This is a genomic window from Neorhizobium galegae bv. orientalis str. HAMBI 540 (genome assembly GCF_000731315.1).
In the GTDB taxonomy this organism is placed as follows: Bacteria; Pseudomonadota; Alphaproteobacteria; order Rhizobiales; family Rhizobiaceae; genus Neorhizobium; species Neorhizobium galegae.
In genome coordinates, this window is sequence record NZ_HG938354.1 from 1,551,050 (window position 1) to 1,570,086 (window position 19,037).

The 19,037-nt window shown below is 60.0% G+C and carries 17 protein-coding genes; 5 read left to right on the forward strand and 12 right to left on the reverse strand.

Features of this window, described 5'->3' with window-relative positions; all coding sequences use genetic code 11:
- Nucleotides 1–12 precede the first annotated feature (12 nt).
- Entirely contained in the window at nucleotides 13–1,563 is a 1,551-nt protein-coding gene (locus tag RG540_RS29875; protein ID WP_041365963.1) for an ABC transporter substrate-binding protein, read from the reverse strand.
- A gap of 135 nt (nucleotides 1,564–1,698) precedes the next feature.
- Here RG540_RS29875 and RG540_RS29880 point away from each other — a divergent pair, with 135 nt between their 5' ends.
- The 3 genes from RG540_RS29880 to RG540_RS29890 all read left to right on the forward strand — a co-directional run bounded on the left by RG540_RS29880 (nucleotide 1,699) and on the right by RG540_RS29890 (nucleotide 4,994).
- Entirely contained in the window at nucleotides 1,699–2,595 is an 897-nt protein-coding gene (locus RG540_RS29880) for a LysR family transcriptional regulator (protein WP_041365965.1), read from the forward strand.
- Nucleotides 2,596–3,291: 696 nt separating this feature from the next.
- Nucleotides 3,292–4,380: a DNA polymerase IV gene (gene dinB / locus RG540_RS29885; protein WP_041365967.1), complete on the forward strand. Its 1,089-nt coding sequence runs from the start codon at nucleotides 3,292–3,294 to the stop codon at nucleotides 4,378–4,380.
- 305 nt (nucleotides 4,381–4,685) lie between these two features.
- Complete coding sequence (locus tag RG540_RS29890) at nucleotides 4,686–4,994, forward strand: hypothetical protein (RefSeq protein ID WP_041365969.1); 309 nt, start codon at nucleotides 4,686–4,688, stop codon at nucleotides 4,992–4,994.
- 445 nt (nucleotides 4,995–5,439) lie between these two features.
- Here the strand turns inward: RG540_RS29890 and RG540_RS33520 are convergent, their stop codons facing one another.
- The gene (locus RG540_RS33520) at nucleotides 5,440–5,565 is read right to left on the reverse strand and encodes a hypothetical protein (RefSeq protein WP_255761646.1); all 126 of its coding nucleotides are present in this window, start codon (nucleotides 5,563–5,565) and stop codon (nucleotides 5,440–5,442) included.
- Between the two features lie 633 nt (nucleotides 5,566–6,198).
- On the opposite strand from RG540_RS33520, the gene RG540_RS29900 reads away from it, so the two are divergent.
- Complete coding sequence (locus RG540_RS29900; RefSeq protein WP_040125337.1) at nucleotides 6,199–6,402, forward strand: cold-shock protein; 204 nt, start codon at nucleotides 6,199–6,201, stop codon at nucleotides 6,400–6,402.
- 826 nt (nucleotides 6,403–7,228) lie between these two features.
- Here RG540_RS29900 and RG540_RS29905 read toward each other — a convergent pair.
- The 7 genes from RG540_RS29905 to RG540_RS29935 all read right to left on the reverse strand — a co-directional run bounded on the left by RG540_RS29905 (nucleotide 7,229) and on the right by RG540_RS29935 (nucleotide 14,804).
- Complete coding sequence (locus RG540_RS29905; protein ID WP_041365974.1) at nucleotides 7,229–7,522, reverse strand: type II toxin-antitoxin system RelE/ParE family toxin; 294 nt, start codon at nucleotides 7,520–7,522, stop codon at nucleotides 7,229–7,231.
- The gene (locus tag RG540_RS29910; protein ID WP_041365976.1) at nucleotides 7,522–7,776 is read right to left on the reverse strand and encodes a type II toxin-antitoxin system ParD family antitoxin; all 255 of its coding nucleotides are present in this window, start codon (nucleotides 7,774–7,776) and stop codon (nucleotides 7,522–7,524) included. Before RG540_RS29910 ends, RG540_RS29905 begins: the two co-directional genes overlap by 1 nt.
- A gap of 318 nt (nucleotides 7,777–8,094) precedes the next feature.
- Nucleotides 8,095–10,062, reverse strand: a complete 1,968-nt coding sequence (fhuB, locus tag RG540_RS29915) for a Fe(3+)-hydroxamate ABC transporter permease FhuB (protein WP_041365978.1) — start codon at nucleotides 10,060–10,062, stop codon at nucleotides 8,095–8,097.
- Nucleotides 10,059–10,943 carry an iron-siderophore ABC transporter substrate-binding protein gene (locus RG540_RS29920; protein ID WP_041365980.1) on the reverse strand — a complete coding sequence of 295 codons (885 nt, stop codon included), beginning with the start codon at nucleotides 10,941–10,943 and terminating at the stop codon, nucleotides 10,059–10,061. Before RG540_RS29920 ends, fhuB begins: the two co-directional genes overlap by 4 nt.
- Before the next feature lie 13 nt (nucleotides 10,944–10,956).
- Nucleotides 10,957–11,769, reverse strand: coding sequence for an ABC transporter ATP-binding protein (locus RG540_RS29925; protein ID WP_041365982.1), 813 nt, complete (start codon nucleotides 11,767–11,769; stop codon nucleotides 10,957–10,959).
- A gap of 51 nt (nucleotides 11,770–11,820) precedes the next feature.
- Nucleotides 11,821–12,720, reverse strand: coding sequence for an alpha/beta hydrolase (locus tag RG540_RS29930; RefSeq protein ID WP_407668951.1), 900 nt, complete (start codon nucleotides 12,718–12,720; stop codon nucleotides 11,821–11,823).
- A gap of 20 nt (nucleotides 12,721–12,740) precedes the next feature.
- Nucleotides 12,741–14,804 (reverse strand): TonB-dependent siderophore receptor, encoded by a 2,064-nt coding sequence (locus RG540_RS29935; RefSeq protein WP_157884714.1) that lies wholly within the window; start codon nucleotides 14,802–14,804, stop codon nucleotides 12,741–12,743.
- A gap of 487 nt (nucleotides 14,805–15,291) precedes the next feature.
- Here RG540_RS29935 and RG540_RS29940 point away from each other — a divergent pair, with 487 nt between their 5' ends.
- Nucleotides 15,292–16,194 carry a MurR/RpiR family transcriptional regulator gene (locus tag RG540_RS29940; protein WP_041365986.1) on the forward strand — a complete coding sequence of 301 codons (903 nt, stop codon included), beginning with the start codon at nucleotides 15,292–15,294 and terminating at the stop codon, nucleotides 16,192–16,194.
- Nucleotides 16,195–16,215: 21 nt separating this feature from the next.
- Here RG540_RS29940 and RG540_RS29945 read toward each other — a convergent pair whose 3' ends face one another.
- Genes RG540_RS29945 through RG540_RS29955 form a run of 3 tightly spaced genes read right to left on the reverse strand, consistent with a single transcriptional unit; the run spans nucleotide 16,216 to nucleotide 19,035 of the window.
- Complete coding sequence (locus RG540_RS29945) at nucleotides 16,216–16,932, reverse strand: aspartate/glutamate racemase family protein (protein ID WP_041365988.1); 717 nt, start codon at nucleotides 16,930–16,932, stop codon at nucleotides 16,216–16,218.
- A 31-nt stretch (nucleotides 16,933–16,963) separates the two neighbouring features.
- Nucleotides 16,964–17,869, reverse strand: a complete 906-nt coding sequence (locus RG540_RS29950; protein ID WP_041365990.1) for an ABC transporter substrate-binding protein — start codon at nucleotides 17,867–17,869, stop codon at nucleotides 16,964–16,966.
- A 5-nt stretch (nucleotides 17,870–17,874) separates the two neighbouring features.
- Complete coding sequence (locus RG540_RS29955; protein WP_041365992.1) at nucleotides 17,875–19,035, reverse strand: ABC transporter ATP-binding protein; 1,161 nt, start codon at nucleotides 19,033–19,035, stop codon at nucleotides 17,875–17,877.
- Nucleotides 19,036–19,037 lie beyond the last annotated feature (2 nt).

A 19,037-nucleotide genomic window follows, 5' to 3' on the forward strand; every position in this document is an offset into this window, starting at 1 on the left:
CCGCTTTCCGGATCAGTTCGGCTTCACATAGTAGGGAAGCGTGTAGGCATCCGACCGGCCTTCATAGGAAAGGCCGTTCTTGAGTGCCCAGGTGTTGGCGAGGTAAAAGACCGGGATGACACCGAGATCGGTCATGGCGATCTCGGTCGCCTTCTTCAGGAGCGCCTCACGCTTGGCATCGTCGAGCGTACCACGGGCTTCGCTCAGCGCCTTGTCGAACTCCGGATTGGAGTAGCGACCGCGATTGCCCTGCCCTGCCTTCTCACCATAGGTCTCGAGGATGGGGCCGAGCACGCCGGAGGCTTCGCCGGTTTCGACAGCGGCACCGCCCATGATGAAGCTGAACTCCAGATTGGAAGCGCGGGTGAAGTAGACGCTGCCCGGCAGCGTCACGACCTCCGTCTTGATGCCGATGCGGCTGAAGAACTGGCCAATCGCCTGCGCCACCTTGGAGTCGTTCGGATAACGGTCGTTCGATGCGTGGAAGGTCAACGAGAAACCGTCCGGATAACCGGCCTTGGCCAGCAGTTCCTTGGCCTTGTTCGGGTCGTAGGCATCGACCTTGATCGCCGGGTCATAGCCGAAATAACCTTCCGGAACGACCTGCCCGGCCGGAACGCCCTGGCCGTCCATGATGCGGTCGACGAGCGCCTCACGGTTGATCGAGAGAGAAAGCGCACGACGTACTTCCGGCTTCAGCAGCGGGTTCTTGCCGTCCGGACCCTTGGCGAAGGGCGATTCCTCGCGGCCCTGGTCCATGTGAAGATACATGATGCGGTTGCCCGCAACGTTGACGACCTTCAGCTTGTCGGACGCCTGGAGCTTGCGCGTGTCGGCAGTCGGAATGCTCTCGATCATATCGACATCGCCGGAAAGCATGGCGGCGACACGGGCGCTGCTGTTCTTGAACACCCGGAACGTCACCTTGTCCCACGCCGCCTTCTCGCCCCAGTAGCCGTCGTTGCGGGCGACGACAACATTGTCGTCCGGCGTCCAGGAGACGAATTTGAACGGACCGGTGCCGATGACGCCCTTGCCCGAGTTCATGTCTTCGGTGGTCGTCTTTTCCATTTCGGCCGGCAGGATGGCGATGCGGCTGAGGTTGTTCAGAAGGAGCGGCGTCGGGCCGTCCGTCTTGATACGGACCGTCAGCGGATCGACGGCAGTGATCTCGGTAATCGCCTTCACATAGGCGGCAAACGAACTCGGGCTGTTCTTCGAAGCGAGCGGCACGCGCTTGATGCTGGCGACGACATCGTCCGCCGTGAAGTCGCTGCCGTCGTGGAACTTGACGTTCGGCCGTAGCTTGAATTCCCAGGTCGTATCGTCGATCGTCGTCCAGGACGCGGCGAGTGCCGGCTGGATCTGCTGCTTGGCGTCCTGATTGACGAGGCCGTCGAAGAGGTTGCGCGCCATGGCGCTGTTCGGGCCGACGACATAGAACTGCGGATCCATGGACGTGGTCGAGGCGGCCAGACCAACGGTCAGGTCCTTCGCATGGGCTGCGAACGGTACGGCAAAGACTGACGCTGCCAATGCGGCTGCGATCGTAAGGAATTTCATGATGGAGCTCCTCCGGTGTTTCCGAAATCCGCGCTCTCCCAGCGGAATAGAGATGGCATTAAAGCCTCGGGCCAGAAAAGAAAAATTGCATTTGGTGTTCCGTTCATGTCCTAATGTTATGGGAGAGCCAAGCGCATGCGATTGAAGCCACGACAGGTCGAAGCCTTCAGAAGCGTGATGATGACGGGCGGCATTACCGCCGCCGCCGAGGCGATGAGCGTCACGCAGCCTGCCGTCAGCCGCCTCATCCGCGACCTGGAGGAAATCGTCGAGATCAGGCTGTTCGAACGGGTCGGGACCCGGTTGATGCCGACAGCCGAGGCGACGCAGCTCTTCCGGGAGGTCGAGCGGCTTTATCTCGGGCTCGACCAGATCGCTCAGGCCGCCGACGATATCCGCCGGCACAAGAACATCGTGCTGAGGATAGCCAGCGTCACCTCGCTGGTCCGGCCCTACCTGCATCAGGCGATCATCGATGTTGTCGGCAACCGTCTGGACATCCCACTGGTGATCGATGTCGAAAACAGCCGCCATATCTGGGATATGGTCGAGAAAAACCGTTACGATCTCGGCTTCGTCTTCGGCTCGCCGCGTATGGCCGACAAGAATGCCGTCCTGCTGCACGGTTCGCATGCTGTCGCCGCCATGGCGCCCGGCCACCGGCTGGCGTCTCGCAAGGTCATCACGCCCGCCGACCTTCTGGACGAGCGCGTCCTGATCCCGGGCCGCAATTCGCCGCTCAGGCTGGCGCTGGACCGCGCCTTTTCGAATGAAGACCATCAACCGATCAGCACGATGGAAACCTCGATGCTGAACTGCTGCTATTTCGCTGCATCGGGAATGGGTGTCGGCATCGTCGATCACACCAGCCTTCGGTCCGCCGGCGCCGACATCATCGCTATTCCCTTCGAGCCGAAGATCGAAGTCTCCTACTTCGCCATTCGTCCGTCAGGCGGGCAGCGCATTGCAGTGCTGGACGACATCGTAGGGCGGATGCAGGATATGATGTACGCTGTCAACAATACCAGATGAAGTATGCTTGGGCGGTCGATCGGTGGAAATCGGTGTTTTTGACAGGATATGAACCCGCTAGCGCTTTGCTGGGCAAACCAAGGGCTGTCCCCACTTGATCTAGCGGACGAACCATCTAGCGGACAAGCCGATCCGGGCAAACAAGGGCCTGCGCTGGTCCGCCAAGGCGCAGCCCCTCAACCCGACGCGCAGCGGGTGGCATTCGCAAGAAGAGCCCGCAAGCTGAGGGGCTGCGGCGACATTGCTCGAACTCTTCCACAGCGAGATTCGCGATGAACATAAACTTGAAGCAGCGGTCGCGCAGATCGAGCTTATTTGATGTGATGGAATGATCGTCAGGATCGGGGCACCTGCGTCGAAGCTGCCGCGTGATCGCCGGCCGGGACCGCGCCGCAGCGACTAGGCCGAACCGCTAGCGCGCTGTTAAGCATAAGCCCTCGGGAGCTCTCAGAGCTGGATCGGGCCTCGTCTACCAGCGATTGGCCTCGGCATATGGACGTGTGGTGTTTTGGGGCTGTACTGCTGCTGTCTCTTGCTCCTGATGTTTACAGGGCGAGAACCCCTGAGGCGCCCGGTAGTTTCTGGCTTGGACACCAGCGTCATCGAAATGGTTGATATCGCGGCGAAGACTGCTACGTTCCCCTTCTGTTTCGAGGTAGAAGGCTGGCGGATAACATCACGATCGCTGAAGCCGCCATGAACGACACGAGCTCGCCCACCATCCGCAAAATCGTGCATGTGGACATGGATGCCTTCTACGCATCGGTCGAGCAGCGCGATAACCCTGACCTGCGCGGCAAACCGATTGCCGTCGGTGGATCGGCAGCCCGCGGTGTGGTGGCGGCGGCGAGCTATGAGGCCCGCAAATTCGGTGTTCACTCGGCCATGCCGTCTGTCACCGCGAAGCGCAAATGTCCGGAGCTGATTTTCGTGCCGCCCCGCTTCGATGTCTACAAGGCCGTGTCGCAGCAAATCCGTGAGATCTTCGCAGAGTACACGCCTCTCATCGAGCCGCTTTCGCTCGACGAGGCCTATCTCGATGTCACCGAAAACCTGAAGGGCATGGAGCTCGCCACCGAGATCGCATCGGAAATCCGTGTCAGGATCAAGCAGGTGACCGGCCTCAACGCGTCGGCAGGAATTTCCTACAACAAATTCCTCGCCAAGATGGCGAGCGATCTGAACAAGCCCAACGGCCAGGCCGTCATCACCCCGAAGAATGGACCGGCATTCGTGGAAGCGCTCTCCGTCAAGAAATTTCATGGCGTCGGGCCGGCGACGGCCGAGAAGATGCACCGGCTCGGGATCGAGACGGGCGCAGACCTCAAGCAGAAGACGCTCGAATTCCTCGTCGACCACTTCGGCAAGTCGGGACCCTATTTCTACGGCATCGCCCGCGGATTCGACGAGCGCCAGGTCAGGCCCGACCGGGTGCGCAAATCCGTTGGCGCCGAAGATACGTTCTCGCAGGACCTCCACGCCTACGAGCCTGCCCGCGAAGGGCTTCAGCCGCTGATCGAAAAAGTGTGGGGTTACTGCGAGGCCAATGAAATCGGCGCAAAGACCGTGACACTGAAGGTCAAATATGCCGATTTCACTCAGATCACCCGCAGCAGAACGGTTGCGGCTCCTCTACCAACGATCGCCGAGCTGGAGAACGTAGTCGGCCGGCTGCTCGCGCCAATCTTCCCACCGCGAAAAGGGATCCGCCTGCTCGGCGTGTCGCTGTCTTCGCTGGAACGGCGAGCACCGATCGCGGAATCGCAGCTGTGGCTGGCGCTTTAGAATGCCAGCATTGTCTGAGCAGGAAGGGTTGAACGGCGGAGCGCCCGGCGGAAGCCTATGCGAGATGTCTGGTTCAGGAAGGAGCCCCTCGAGCCAGTTATGCGTTGATCGCGCGTCAGCATAGCGATCTGGCGGTCGTGAAATGGCGCAAGGGGAGCGCGTTGACCCATGGCAGCTCAACAACGTTACAGGATAGACTGCGCCGGCGCTTGGAAATAGTAAACAGTTGGATTTAGCGCGAATTCGCACAATTGACGACTGACAATCTGGCCCTAGCTCCATGCTTTCATCGCGGCAAGGATCCTATGTCAGCACTTATTTCCGTACTCCGCCAAGCCATCCAGCGCTCCAACGACACCACGGTCGAAGGGCGGCAACGTATCTATGCTTCCGCCCGCCGTGGAATAGAAAGGCTTCTTACACGCGCAGACATGCCTGCTGGGCATGGTTCTCTGCCAACCCAACTGCACAGGCTCGAAGACGCGATCAAGGAAATCGAAAGAGAATTCTCGGCGGATGACCGCGACCACACCAGCCTGGAGCTGGAGGGCAATCTGCCCGATCTTTCGACAGAGCGCCGGCAGCGGCGTAGCCGTGCTAAGAACAGCACGTAAGGATGGTGCGTTCGGATTTAGTTTGGTGCGCTCCAGCGGCTCTCCGCTATCGTTGCGCCAGCAACGTTCGCTTCCCGGCCGCCATGCTGGCAATGGCATTCCTGGCGTGGACCGTGCGCGACGAGATTCGATCGCGCGCAAGGCCGCGCTCGTCAGCGACCATTGCGCTGCCCGAGCGCAGCCAAAATAGCGCTCTCGGCAAGTGCTAATTCCTGATCCCTACAATACCGCCATTCGGAAAGCATGAATTTGTGAGCCAAGCCCCAAATATTATCTCACTTGAAGCTCGTACCGGCTTGTCCATCTTAGCGTCAACGTAAGCAGTCCTCCCCGGCAAGATGAGACTCATGCCGATGATTGCAATGGCAACCGGGCTCCACCTGCCAAGCCCTTCCTCAATCAAAAGCGAGCGTGGGAGCTGGTTGAGGAAGGCATAGATATCTTTCTATCGGATCGCGCCAGTCACGATGGGATCGAGTTTGTCGAGCTGGTCCCAAGCGAGCGACGCGCCAAACAGCAGCACCGCAATAATCGGGATAACCAAAAGCACAGCACCACCGGGAACACGCATGACAAAACCTCTCAGCGATTGAGCCCCAGACTCATGCTCCGGCTTCGTTACCGAGAGGTTAATTGCGTCTCGCTTTCGCACAGGAAAGCACACCAGCTGGACTTCTTCTTCGACCCGCACTCCCTTCCATGATTGCTTAGGAGAGTTAGCAAATCGCGGAAGCCATAACTTGCGAGTTACCGACACCATACCGATCCCCATTGAACGGACGGGACGGCCAGCGGCTCGGGAAAGGGCGAGTTAACGCAGGGATGAAGCCGCATCAGGAATGCCTACTAGAGCACCCATCCGAAACTGGCTTTATCTATAGAGCGATGAACAGGTCGCTCGCACGCCTGCGCGCGGAGAATCCGTGTTGCCGTCAGCGCGATAGGACTGATAGCGGTTTGTACACCACTGTGCATGGCTGCCCCCACCCGCGCGAGGCCGGCTCGCGATGGCACCGCCGATGATAGCGACAGCACCGAATGCTGCTAAGGGTACCAGAAACCATCGCTGCGGTGGTGGTAGCCCGTACGTCTGTCTCTGTATCCACGTTGGCCATTGGCAATATTCGCGACGATCATTGTATCCACGGCGGTCATCCCGCTATAGAGTGCACCCACAACTCTGCGAACACGGGAATAGGTATTTATGGCGACTGGTACAGTGAAGTTTTTCAACGACGACAAGGGTTTTGGTTTCATCACCCCCGAGAATGGCGGACAAGACGTTTTCGTCCATGTCTCCGCACTCGAGCGCGGCGGATCGCTCCGTGAAGGCGACAAGGTGAGCTTCGAACTGGGGCAAGATCGCAAAACCGGGAAATCAAAAGCAGAGAACGTCTCGGTTCTTTGACTAAGAAATCGGCTTCGCGAAATACAGGGCTCTGCCAGGAAGCGCTGTTCAGCTTGAGCTGGCAGTTTCGTCAACGAGCCAAGCTGATCCATGTGGTACATCGACGAGATCAGCGCGCCGGAATAGCAAGCCTGCTGAGATTGGATGTAGGGTGGACAAGCGAGCCGTTAGATTGACAGCGAGGTCCCGACGGGTAGGTCCCGGACAGGGCTACGCTGCCCCGCGAGATGTGATAAGGTTTCGGGAGCGACTGACTGGCTGCGGGGAGCGGAGCTCGCGGACGGTATAGCGGCCGGACGCGACGCCGATCGCAATCCGCCGTCCGCACTTCGCAACCAGGTCGATGAGATCGAAGCCATTCAACGTCCCTCCTGATAAACATGAGCGGGTGCAAGTTGACTTGGTGATTCCGGGACAAAGAATGTTGTTGTGTGCCGGCGAGCGCGAGCTGCGGCTGTAGAGATACTAAGAGGGAAGCTGATAATGGGATGGAAAACGCCGAAGGTCGAGTACGTCAACGGTTATAGGATTGTTGAGCTCGAGGGACCGACCTTCAAAGTTTATGACGGCGACCGCCAGCTCGGTGAGGATTTCCCCTACTCCGGCGAAGCGGCCGCTCACGCGAAGTCTCTTCCAACGCTGGATCCTCCGCGGCGATGAGTAGGACTTCCGAACGGTTTTCGGGCATTTCCTCTTCGGCGGTCTCGTGGAAATCGGACTCAAGGACACTTAGCTGAATATCACCTTTATTGGGACCATGGATTGATCACTTTCAATCCGTACATGACCCAGATGCAACTTTGCTTATTCATTCAATCGACGAGGCCTAAACAGGATCGCCGGCCCAGTCTTCGTGTCCATGGCGTATTCGGATCACGAAAATAGCTCCATTCTCTTCGATCCGGTACACAACGAGATGCGCTTTGAACGGATGGATCCTAACGGGCGGCGAAATCTCTTCTCGCTCACGCGCCATTCGCGGATTCGCAGCAATCAGGTCAAGCACCGCAAAAAGCTCGTCATAATACCGCCTAGCCTGTGCGGATCCGAACATGCGGACACTTTGCTCGGCGATTGCAATGATGTCCTCTTCCGCTTCGACAGAAAAGCTAAAACGCATTATTTGCTGCCGCGGGTGGTTTCCGCGCGCACGACAGCCGCGGCAAAGAGTTCGTCCTTTGAGCGGCCGCCAACACCACTTTTGAGACCGTCGTCGACAAAGCGCTGCATGGCAGCAATCTTATCACTGCGCGCTTGGTCTCTCCGAATCAGGTCGCGCACATAGTCACTGGCATTGGAATATCGCCCGGTCCTCGCTTGCGCCTCAACCCAATCTTTCATTGGGTCTGGTAAAGATACGTTCATAGTAGCCATTCGAGCCTCCATACTGCGCACAAGTTAGTTGAATTTGGCAAAGTTTGTCAAACTTGATAACTTGGGCACGGGGGCGTTGTTTGTATGTTTGTGGCCACCGGATCAGCTAGGGGAAGCCCCCTCGCGACGGATGGTTTTTGATTTCCGACGAGGTTTCGATCGGGCCTAATTTGGCCATCTGATCGAGCCGGCGAAGAGTAACGAAGAAAGGCTTCGAACCGGCATCATCCAAGCCCCTTGTCGCTTGAGCAATAACAATTATTTAACCTGCCGATCGGCACCGGGGCTCCAGTTCGGATTCACACGCGGGAAATAGTTCTAACGCCTCTTACTCAACAAAAACATCAAGCAAGGAGCACCTATGAGGGCTGACACGAGCCCGGCCGGGATCTGGTAGGGCGCTACGATGGTGCGGCCGACGAAATCTGCCGCCACCATTAGTCCGCCGCCGATCAGCGCAGCGCCGATCATCTGTGGAAGGGCGCGCGTCAAGCCGGCCTCCCGCGCAAGATGTGGCCCCATGAGTCCCACGAAGGATAGCGGCCCGACAGTCAGCGTTGCGGCCGCGGTCATAAGTCCGGCAAGCCCAAACAGCGCCAGCCTCGATCTGGCCAACGGTATACCGACCGCAGCCGAAGGGGCTGGTCCGAGCGGCAGGATATCGAGCCAACGGCGCGCTGCCAGAGCAACGGCAAGCAGTGCGGCTGCTATTGCTGCTTCCGCCGTGGCTACCGTGCCGTCGACCAGATAGGTCGAGCCGCTCATCCATCGCATGAGCAGGACTGCCCTTGGATCTCCCGTCGAACTCAAGACGCCGACAATTGCATCGATCATCGCACTGAGCGCGATGCCGGCCAACAAGACCCGTTCCGGGGCGAAGGTGGAGCGCCGCGAACTCAGAAGAATGACGGTGAGAACCGAGATGGCACCGCCGACCGCAAAGGCAAGCTGGCCGGAGAACCCCGGTGCGATAGCAAAAAGCGCGATAGCAACGCCGAAGGTAGCGCCGGCGCTGATCCCGAGAACTTCGGGGCTTGCCATCTCGTTGCCGGTCAATCTCTGGAGGATCGAACCCGCGACGGCAAGCATCGCGCCGGATGCGAGCGCCGCAAAGACCTTCGGGGCGCGGATCGCAAGGAGCTCATCGAGGAATTCGCCGGAAAGGACAGTCCAGCCGCCGCCAGGCCCACGTCCGACAAAAAGGCCGACAATCACGAGAACCAGAACACTTATGGCAGCAATGGCAACGGGGACTTTTGTGTTCCATGTGGGCGGGTGCCGCCGCGCCGCCGGCTGCTGCATCCTGTGCCGGATCTTCAATCGCGGCAGTAGCGCCAGGAGCAGCGGCGAACCGAAGATGGCAGTGACTGCACCAGTCGGCAGAAAATCGCCAAAGCCGCCCGCCGCGAGTTGGAGCACGGAGTCGGCAAGAAAGAGCAGTCCCGCGCCGATCAACGGAGACCAGAAGATCAACTGGACCGGCCGACGCGCTCCGGAAAGCCGCGCGAGCGTCGGTGCGACCAGTCCGACGAAGCCGATGACGCCGACGGCACTGGTGACGAAGGCGGCAAGCATCACCGCGCAGGCGACGACCACGATGCGAAGGCGAGCGAGCCTCACTCCGAGCGCGGCCGAACTGCTCTCTCCCAGATCGAGCAGCGACAGCGGCCTGATTACCAGGGCGCAGACGATGGCGACGGTGCTCACCTTCCAGATGAGCGACTGGGGAATGACCCAACTCTGCTGCGCCAACGAACCCGCGCCCCAAATGAACAGGCTCGCCAGGTAGCGCTGGTTCAGGTAGGTCAGGATCGCCGATAGGCCCCCGCACCAGAGGCTCAGAACCAAGCCCGAAAGGACAAGCGAATAGGGGGAGAAGCCGCGCCGCGCGCCAAAGCCGACGACGATCGCAGCGGCGGCACCGCTCCCGAGAAGAGCGACAATGTCGCGGCCGGCCCCAATAAGGCCGGGCATAAAAAGCGAGACCACAACCAGTGCGAGATTGGCTCCGGCTGACACGCCGAGCGTCGTCGGGTCGGCCAGCGGGTTTCGTAGGACCTGCTGGAACAAGGCACCGGACAATGCGAGCGCGGCACCGGCAAGTAACGCCGTGGCTAGCCGTGGCAAGGTCGAATAATAAAGCACCATGCGCTGGATGTCGTAGCCCTGCCCGGCCGATCCTGAGAGCACCGGTCCTACGAGAAGCCAGAATGCCATGCAACCGGCGCAGAGCAGGACGAGAAACACGAGCGCCGGCCCGAGATTTTCGCGGCGAATTGCCTTCATGCGTCTTGTTCCAGAACGTCGGTCACCAGGCCGGCGAAACGCATAGCCTCGTTGACCATGCCGAACATCAGCGCTGGCGGAACGACTGACAGGTGGCCCGGCCGGGAAAACGGGAGCACCTGCCACAATGGGCTGTCGACGAGCTTCGGCAACACGTCGGGCGGGACGGGGTCGAAGGCGATCAGCCGGGCGTCCGGATCGGTGATGACGGACAATTCTTCGATGCCAATCGTCTCGAAGCCCCAATAGTTCGATTGCCGCGTCCAGGCATTACGCACGCCAATACGCTCGAGCGCATTGTGAAACAGGCCAGGGGCCGAATAGACGCGAGCGTGCCGCGCATCCATAAAGCTCACCAGCGTGACGGAGGGAACGGTCCGGCCGGCAAGCCGTCGGCGGCACCTCTCGAAGAATGCGTCGGATCGCGCCAGGAATTGTTCCGCCTCGGCTTCATGACCGAGTTCGGCAGCCAGTCTGTGCGTCGCCGCGATCGCCGCCGGCAGGATCGGGCCAGTGTCGGGCGTGAAGATCTCAAGCCGCAAAATCTTCGCAATCGGCTGGAGCCTGGGCAAAAGCTCGTCGAGATAAGGCGTCGTCAGAATAATGTCCGGCTTCAGCTGAATCAGGACCTCGAAATCGACTTCATGAGAACTGCCGATATCGACGACCGATTGCGGCATCACGGGCTCGACCACCCATTTGTCCCAGTCGGCAAGGTCGGATATTCCGACTGGAGGCAATCCAAGCGACAGGAGCGTGGACGACAGCCCGTAGTCGAGGCTGACCACTCTTTGTCTGGCGACTTCGGCCCACAATGGCTTCGGCACCACGACGGCTGCGGCCGCGGCATAGTGCAGAAGTGAACGCCTTGAAATCTTCATCCCGGAACAGGCCTCAGCAGGCATAGGCAAGCGGATGCGAAAGGTGCGGAACGGAAATCACATCCATATCGATCCCGTAAATGGCGTGGAGCGTCTCAGGCACTACGATTTCGTTCGGCGTGCCGCTTGCAACGACCCGTCCGCCTTTCAGCGCATGGATCCGATCGCAGAAGCGGGCGGCCATGTTGATATCATGAAGAACGATCACGATGCTCCGGCCGCCTTCGCGGGCCAGCCGCTGCACGAGAGACAGCACTTCGATCTGGTGCGCGATATCCAGCGCCGCGGTCGGCTCGTCGAGCAGCAGGCACCGGGCGTCCTGAGCGATCAGCATGGCGATCCACGCACGCTGCCGCTCTCCACCGGACAATGTGCCTACAACACGATCGGCAAAGGTCTCGATATGCGTGGCGGCTATGGCGGCCTCGACTTTTGCCTTGTCGACATCGGAGAAACGGCCAAGCGCGCCGTGCCAGGGATAGCGCCCGCAACCGACGAGTTCGCGGATCGTCATGTCTGACCCTGTACCCAGATCCTGCGGCAAATAGGCAACCGACCGTGCAAAGTCACGGCCGTGATAATGCGCGAGGTTGCGGCCACCGTAAGCGACCGATCCGGCGGTCGGTGTGAGTTGCCGCGCCAGAATTTTCAAGAGACTGGATTTGCCGGAACCATTGTGGCCGACCAGGGCCACCACCTCACCTGCTGGAAAATCGAGACTGACGTCTGACAGGATCGTGTTCCCGTCGATGGAAAGACCGACCTTGTCAACAGCAAAAGCATCCGTCGTTTCGGGAGCGTCCTGAGCTAGCTGAGCCGAGACCACGTTACCTCCTAAGCCAATAATGAAATGTCGCGCCTGCGGCGCACGTGTCTGTCATGCATTTTTGTCCACCACTTCGAAAGCGATGCCCACTGCGCGATTGACGGCTGGTCCGAGGACGGACATGTGGGTCTGCCCTGCAAAAAGCTCGAACTGCGTCCGAATGCCGTCCTCGGGACGGTTCAGTCGCTCTGCCATCTCCTGCGCCAACGCGATGGTCTGCTCGGTTTTCCTCTTCTCCAGACGGGACGCCGCATCTTCGTTTCGGTACTGGAAAGGAGCAAGTTTATCTCCCTCGTACTCACCGGCCGACAGATGCAGGAAGGCCGCGTGACCCGCGACGCTCTGGCGGCGCACCTCATTGTTCAGGATTTCACTGCCTTCCCAATAGATGGTCGGACTGGCAGCAATCCAGTTGGCAAAAAGGGCTGGACGTTCGAAAAGGGCGTAGAGAGTGAAAAGACCTCCAAAGGAGTGCCCGAAGAGCGATCGTCGCGTCGCGTCGAGCCGTACCATTTCGGAAAGCCGCGGAAGCAGTTGTGTCTCGATCACGTCGATCAGTTCCCCCGTCCCGCCGATGCGGACGGCAGGGCCACCTTCAAAATAGGGCGGATAGGATTTGATCGGCGGAGGCCCCAGGTCCCACGCCCTGCGGAGTGCGTTATAGGGTTCGTCAGAGGGGTAGCCAATCGCCGCGATAACGCCCCAACCGACGTTGGTTCCGGTCGGGTAGGGCGCTTGCGTTACCAGGCTGGCGACGGCAAAGGGAAAGGTTGCATTCCCGTCGGTCAGGACCAGAAGCGGCCATCCCTCAGCCGGAGGTTCGCCGGTGGGAATATAGAGGAAGATGCGATAGGGCTCGCCGCCCGCCTTTGGCGCCAGGTCAAAACAAACAGTTCCGGGCAACGTGTAGGTTTTTTCAGTCATGCTCAACTCGCTGAGATTTTTTGCCATGACGCCAATAGACCCACCTGCTACCACTTATATTTCAGCGAGCCCAGAACCGTGCGCCCCTGGCCGAAGTAGCAATAACCATCGTTGCAAACCTGCTCCTCCAGATTGGCGAGGTTGGTCGCGCTGACAGACAGCGAAAGCCCCTTCAGGTCAGGCGACTTGACGCCGAAGTCGTAAGCAATCGAAGCATCGAAATAGACGACGCCGGCATTCCTGGCTGTGTTGTAATTGTCGGTGAAGGACTTGCTCGTGGCGCGGACGCCGCCACCGATGCTGAGACCGCCGATCGCCACATCCTCAGGCGCATCGTAATTGACCCAGAGCGAAGCGACATGCCGGGGTGTCGTCGTCGGTGTGTTGCCGACGATGCTGCGGTCGAGATGGCCGGTGATTTCGCCATGCGCGTAGGTATAGGCGGCAATCAGGCTGATGCCGTTGTCGAAAGCCTTGCGGCCTTCAATTTCAAAACCGGTGAACGTGTTCTCGCCGGAGTTCTGATAATAGAGCCCTCCCGGAAGGGCCGGATCGTATTGCGGCTTGCCGGTCTCAACAAGACGATAGACGGCAGAGCTGAGCGAGAAGTTTTCGCCATCCGGCTGATACTTGATGCCGGCTTCGATCTGACGGCCTACCGTTGGCTCCAGCACGGCCCCTGAGGCAGAGAGCTCGGTCGAGGGTACAAAGGAGGTTCCGTAGCTCACATAGGGAGCGATCCCATTGTCAAAGAGATAGAGAAGGCCGACCTGACCGGACAGAGCTCCGTCTTCCCTCTCGTCGCTTGTGCCACCGACCTTATCTGTGGTGGTCTGATCCAGCCAATCATAGCGCAAGCCGCCGACGAAGCGCCAGTTTCCGATCTCTGCCTGTTCCTGCGCATACAGTCCCGTCTGACGCAGGTTGTTGCCAGTGAAGCCGGTAAGCGCAGGCGTTGGTGCGCCACCGACGTTGCCAGGCGATGTGGACCCATAGCCGACGGCAAAATCCGAGTTTACGGCAGTGTAATCCAGCCCCGCGAGAATGGTATGTGATATGCTGCCGGTTTCGAACTTGGCTTGAAGCTGGTTGTCGATCTGGTAGGCACGCATCTTGTCCGTAACCGCTGCGGTCGACCAGGGATCGGCCGGAGCGCTGAACATTGTCATCCGGTTGAGATAACGTGCCTTGAGGTCGAGATCGCTCACGCGTGCGTTCTGCCGGAAGGTCAGGCCGTTGCCAAAGTCATGTTCGAGTTTGTAGCCCAGCTGATACTGCCGAATTTTCTGATAATCGTAATCCGGGTCGCTGACGAGATAGATCTGGCCGTCGTTTTTGAAGGTCCAGGCGCTCGCCGCGGTTTCGGTATCCTGAGCCAGGCCGTAGATGGTGATTTTGGTGCTGTCGGTCGGCTCCCAGGTAAAGGACGGCTGCAGCAGGTAACGGTCGTCCTGAATATCGTAGTTGGTCTCCCCTTCTCGTACGAGCCCTACGACACGGTAGAACATGTCGCTGCCTTCGCCGATCGGTCCGCCAACATCGAAGGCAGCCTGCTTGCGGCCAACCGTCCCGTATTGGAGTTCGACCTCGTGGTGCGCTTCCTGCAGCGGCAGTTTGGAAATCTTGTTGACGATACCGGCTGCGCTCGCCGCGCCGTACATAACAGACACTGGGCCCTTCAACACCTCCACACGGTCGAGCGTGTATATTTCGGTTGTGAATGTTCCGTAGGTCATCACCGGTTGGCGCAGGCCGTCGCGAAAATCACCGCTTGTCGTTGTCTCGACGCCACGGATGTAAATCTGATCGAAGCGCGGGTCATAACCGAAGCCACCGGTGCTCACGCCGGAACTGTACCGGGTTGCCTGGATTATATCGGTGACGGCACGCTGCTCCATCTCCTTGCGTGTGATCACGGAAACTGAGCGCGGCGTCTCGACGAGCGGTGTGTCGGTCTTCAGGGCGGAAACCGAACGCTCGGGAACGATAGTGTCGTTGTCCTCACTGATCGTCTGGGTGCCGGAGCCTCTTAAGATTATGGGTTCGAGCGTAGTCGCGTCACTAGCCGCATCCTGCGCAACTGCCCCAATAGGCATGATGGCTGCAGCCATGGCGCCAACGAGTACGGTGGAGCCGAGAAGATGGCGGCGGGCATAAAACCGATTGCAAAATAACGTCATTGCCCGATCCTTCTTGGCGGCAAACTGCGGTGGGTGATCCTGACAGATCACGGAGTGAGGGAGCAGCGAGAGAAGGTCGCTGGGCGAGATGGTTCGCCGAGCGCAGCTATAAAAGCCGAATCTTTGCTGATCAATAAAATATGAGTGCTATACTCATCTTATTGACAGGGGTCGCAGAATTGCAACGGACAATGGCCGACGCGAACCGGAAAGTGCTGGCCGTAACCTCTACATCCAAGAGCTCTACCAAAATCTCCCCTTGCACACCCGCCTTCGCCGGCGAATCTCCGCCGCTGGCGGAGAAATGCGCGAGGAGGGATCTAGCCGCTGTTGAAGGGATTGGAACCGTCGGTACTTGTACAAGAGGTCTGGACCGGCCTAACGTCAGCTTCAATCGCATGCAGACGAAGGGTGTCCTGTGAGTCCGTCCCGCAAATCGACAGCCCAGCAACAGCCGCGCTCCCTCGAGGCGCGCATCTACGCGATATATTCCACGCTGTCGCCCGCCGAAAAGCGGCTCGCCGACATCCTGCTGCAATACCAGATGGACCTGCCGAGCTATACGGCGGGCGAACTTGCGGAAAAGGCGCAGGTGTCGAAAGCAACTGCGGCACGGCTGATCCGCTCACTCGGTTATGCGACCTATCCCGATGCCAAGCGGCAGATCCGGGCCGACCAGCACTGGGGATCGCCCCGGGCAGGCCTGGAAGACCCGGATCGCGCGCCGTCCGGCAAGGTCACGCTTTCCAGCACGGTCCAGATGGACCTCGACAATATTCGAACCACCGCCGAAAGCCTGTCCGAAACTACGCTGAGCGAGGTAAGCCAGGCGATCGTCGGCGCCCGCCGCCTGTGGATCATGGGCCTTCGCAGCGGTTACGGCCTGGCGCTCCAGGCCGCCCATTATTTCACGCTGATGAAGAGCGACGTGCAGGTGATCCCCGCCGGCGGGGGGAGCTATTCGCATGAGATCGCCTCCATCGCCAAGGGCGACGTGCTGCTCGTCATCGCATTTCGCCGGCGCCCCAGGCTGCTGCCGACGATCATCAAGGAGGCGCGCGCCGCAGGAGCGATAACGGTGCTGATCACCGATCTCAGCGCTGCAGCAAGCGCCAAGGCCGCCAACCATGTGCTGCGATGCCGCTGCCAATCGCCGTCACCCTTCAATTCCTTCGTCGCCGCCGTCACCATCATCAATTATCTCGCCTGGAGCGTATCGACGACGATGGGCGAGGCAAGCCTTGCCCGGTTCGAAAAGATCGACAGATTGGTGAAACTGCTCGACGACGTATCGACCCCCCAGACCAGTATCGGCCGGTAGGCCGGTAAGGCGCGACTTTGGTCAGGAAAATTTTTCGAGCACGTGCAGACGCGTCGGCGACGCCCAGACACCGGATTTGGATGTAGTCAGGCCGCACCTGACGAGCGTCTCGGCAAGACCGACGGCCGCCGAGACGCCATCGACCACCGGAATGCCGTGCGAGCGCTGCAGGTCGAGCGCAAATTCCGCCATGCCGGCACAGCCGAGCGAAACGCCCTCGGCACCCATCGCAACTCCCTGGCGAATGAAGTCGGATATCCGCTCGAACGCGCCGCTTTGCGGATTTTCCAACTCGAGTACCGGAATGTCGGTCGCAAAAACCCGGCGGCAGCGGTGGCCGAAACCGTAGCGGTGGATATTGTCCTCGATGACCGGCGCCGAGCGGGAAAGCGTCGTCACCACGCAGAAACTGTGCGCCACAAGGCTGACGGCATGGAACGAAGCCTCGCCGATGCCGATCACCGGTTTTGTCGCAATCGCCCTTGCCGCATCCAGCCCGGTATCGTCGAAACATGCGATGATATGGGCGTCGGCGCCATCGCGTTCGGCAGCAACGATTTCCTTCAGCAGGCCGGGCACCGAAAGCGCCCCGTCAAAGGGACCTTCGATCGCTTCCGGGCCGTTTCCTGGCTGCCGGCCGACGATTTCCGTGTCGCGGCCGGCAACGGCGCGCGCCGCAGCCGTGATGCGCTGCGTCATCGACGCAGTCGTGTTGGGATTGATGACGGCAATACGCATCGTCTCGGATACTCCAGGGATCAACTTGGGGTCAGGCGGCCGTGAAGGCTGCCGTCGGGCGCGTGTCGATAAGATCGCGGTAGGCGATCGGCCCCTCTGTGAGATGACCGTCGGCAATACCCTGCTGCCAGCGGGCATAGGCGTTCGGATCGATCCGCGGCGTCGTCCACATGCCATTGGCCCGATAGATATCGGTTAGCCTCACGAGCAGGTCCGGCGAGAATTTCGGGAATGTCCTTGCCAGGAAATCGCGGTATTCCTCGGCGTCGTTTGCCAGTATCCACTCCATGCCGCGTCCGAGCGCCGTTGAGAACCGGGTCTGGGTGTCCAGCCGTGCATCATCGCTCTCGCCTTCGGCGTAGTAGACGCTCCACGGCACGTTACCGCCGGTGATGGGGAGTTCGGCAACGACATGGACGGCGGTCTTCGATGCAAGCGTGACGGCGGAGGGGTAGTCGATGACCAGATAATCGCCCATGCCACCGACGAAGAGATCGGACAGCATCTTGCCGTCGAGATCCTGGACGAAATTGACCGTCAGCGGATCGACACCGTTTTCGCGCAGCAAAAGCTTGGTGAACAGGCCGACGCTGGCGCCATTGCTGCCCTTCATGGAAATCGTCTTGCCGGGCACGGCCTGCCAATCGAAATCCCCGGGCTGTTCGCGGCCGAGGATGGCCAGGGGGGCGCGGGCCGCGATCTGCGCGAACGGCGTATAACGTTTGCCGCGGCCATGGAACATCGACGGGACCCAGATGCCACCAAGGGAGGCGTCGGCCTTGGCCGAGCCGATGTCGCTGAGCACCCGATCCCAGGGAGAGGGAACGCTTGCCGTGACGTCGAGCCCCTCGTCCTGAAAGAAGCCCTGCCAGACCGCGACATATTCGGGAAGGTAGTTGAGGCTGTGCCCGGTCGCCGAGACGTGGAAATTCTGCATGATGTTCACTCCTGGTCCGGGAAAATGCGATCGCCGTTGTCGATGTCGAACCACAGGACATCGTCCGCCTGATAATCCAGCGAACACAGTTCACCGATCTTGACCTTCGGGTTGCCCGAGACCCGGACGAAGACGAGGTCGTGTTCCAGCAATCGCTGGTCCTTGTTCTCCTCGCCGGTCATCAGGCGGCAACCGATCACCGTCTCCGCGCCGAGGCGCTCGACGACCGCAACCTGTGCAGGCAGGCGCCCTTCCGCGGCCGGGTGAAGGGTGAGCTTTTCGGGCCTGACCCCGAATGTCAGCTCCCGTCTCGGTGGGAGCGGCGCTGCGTGTTCGACCGCGAGCTTGCCCGAAAGCTGGAGCGCGTTGTTTCTGACCGAAGCCGGAATGAGGTTCATCGGGGGCGACCCCACGAAACGCGCGACAAAGGTGTTAGCGGGACGATCGTAAATCTCGTCCGGCGTATCGACCTGCTGGACGATGCCCTTGTTCATCACGATGATGCGCGTCGCCATGGTCATGGCCTCGACCTGGTCGTGCGTCACGTAGACGAATGTCTTGCCGACCTTGTGATGCAGAGCCGAGATTTCCGAGCGCATCTGCGTGCGCAGCTTGGCATCCAGGTTGGAAAGCGGCTCGTCGAGCAGGTAGAGAGCCGGGTTGCGCACGAGAGCGCGGGCAAGCGCAACGCGCTGCCTCTGCCCGCCCGAGAGGCTCGCCGGGCGTCTGTCGAGCAGAGGCTCGAGCTCGAGCTGACGGGCGATACTGAGGGTCCGCTCGGCGATATCCGCCCGCTTCATCAGCCTGTGGCGGGCGACGATGTTGACGATCGGCAGATGATACCACTTGCGAAACGCATCCATGATCAGCGGAAACGCGATATTCTCGCGAACCGTCATATGCGGATAGAGCGCATAGGTCTGGAAAACGAAGGCGACGCCGCGCTGTTTGGGCTCCCAATCGTTGGCGACGGACCCGTCGAACAGCAGGTCCCCGGAGGTAATGTCGCTGAGGCCCGCGATCATGCGCAGCAGCGTCGATTTTCCGCAGCCGGAGGGGCCGAGCAGGACCAGGAACTCACCATCGTGGATCTCTGCGCTGAAAGCATCGATGACGGTGTTGTCGCCGAATTTCTTGGAGATGTTCTCAAATGTCAAAGCGGGCATGG

Bases quoted from the DNA above. Each gene is read 5' to 3' on its own strand.
- RG540_RS29945 (WP_041365988.1), bottom strand. From the start codon at position 16,932: ATGCGTATTGCCGTCATCAATCCCAACACGACTGCGTCGATGACGCAG.
- RG540_RS29955 (WP_041365992.1), bottom strand. From the start codon at position 19,035: ATGCCCGCTTTGACATTTGAGAACATCTCCAAGAAATTCGGCGACAAC.
- RG540_RS33520 (WP_255761646.1), bottom strand. From the start codon at position 5,565: ATGCGTGTTCCCGGTGGTGCTGTGCTTTTGGTTATCCCGATTATTGCG.
- RG540_RS29890 (WP_041365969.1), top strand. From the start codon at position 4,686: ATGTCAGCACTTATTTCCGTACTCCGCCAAGCCATCCAGCGCTCCAAC.
- RG540_RS29900 (WP_040125337.1), top strand. From the start codon at position 6,199: ATGGCGACTGGTACAGTGAAGTTTTTCAACGACGACAAGGGTTTTGGT.
- RG540_RS29910 (WP_041365976.1), bottom strand. From the start codon at position 7,776: ATGGCTACTATGAACGTATCTTTACCAGACCCAATGAAAGATTGGGTT.
- RG540_RS29930 (WP_407668951.1), bottom strand. From the start codon at position 12,720: ATGGCAAAAAATCTCAGCGAGTTGAGCATGACTGAAAAAACCTACACG.
- RG540_RS29905 (WP_041365974.1), bottom strand. From the start codon at position 7,522: ATGCGTTTTAGCTTTTCTGTCGAAGCGGAAGAGGACATCATTGCAATC.
- RG540_RS29875 (WP_041365963.1), bottom strand. From the start codon at position 1,563: ATGAAATTCCTTACGATCGCAGCCGCATTGGCAGCGTCAGTCTTTGCC.
- fhuB (WP_041365978.1), bottom strand. From the start codon at position 10,062: ATGAAGGCAATTCGCCGCGAAAATCTCGGGCCGGCGCTCGTGTTTCTC.
- RG540_RS29950 (WP_041365990.1), bottom strand. From the start codon at position 17,869: ATGCAGAATTTCCACGTCTCGGCGACCGGGCACAGCCTCAACTACCTT.
- RG540_RS29880 (WP_041365965.1), top strand. From the start codon at position 1,699: ATGCGATTGAAGCCACGACAGGTCGAAGCCTTCAGAAGCGTGATGATG.
- RG540_RS29935 (WP_157884714.1), bottom strand. From the start codon at position 14,804: ATGGCTGCAGCCATCATGCCTATTGGGGCAGTTGCGCAGGATGCGGCT.
- RG540_RS29920 (WP_041365980.1), bottom strand. From the start codon at position 10,943: ATGAAGATTTCAAGGCGTTCACTTCTGCACTATGCCGCGGCCGCAGCC.
- dinB (WP_041365967.1), top strand. From the start codon at position 3,292: ATGAACGACACGAGCTCGCCCACCATCCGCAAAATCGTGCATGTGGAC.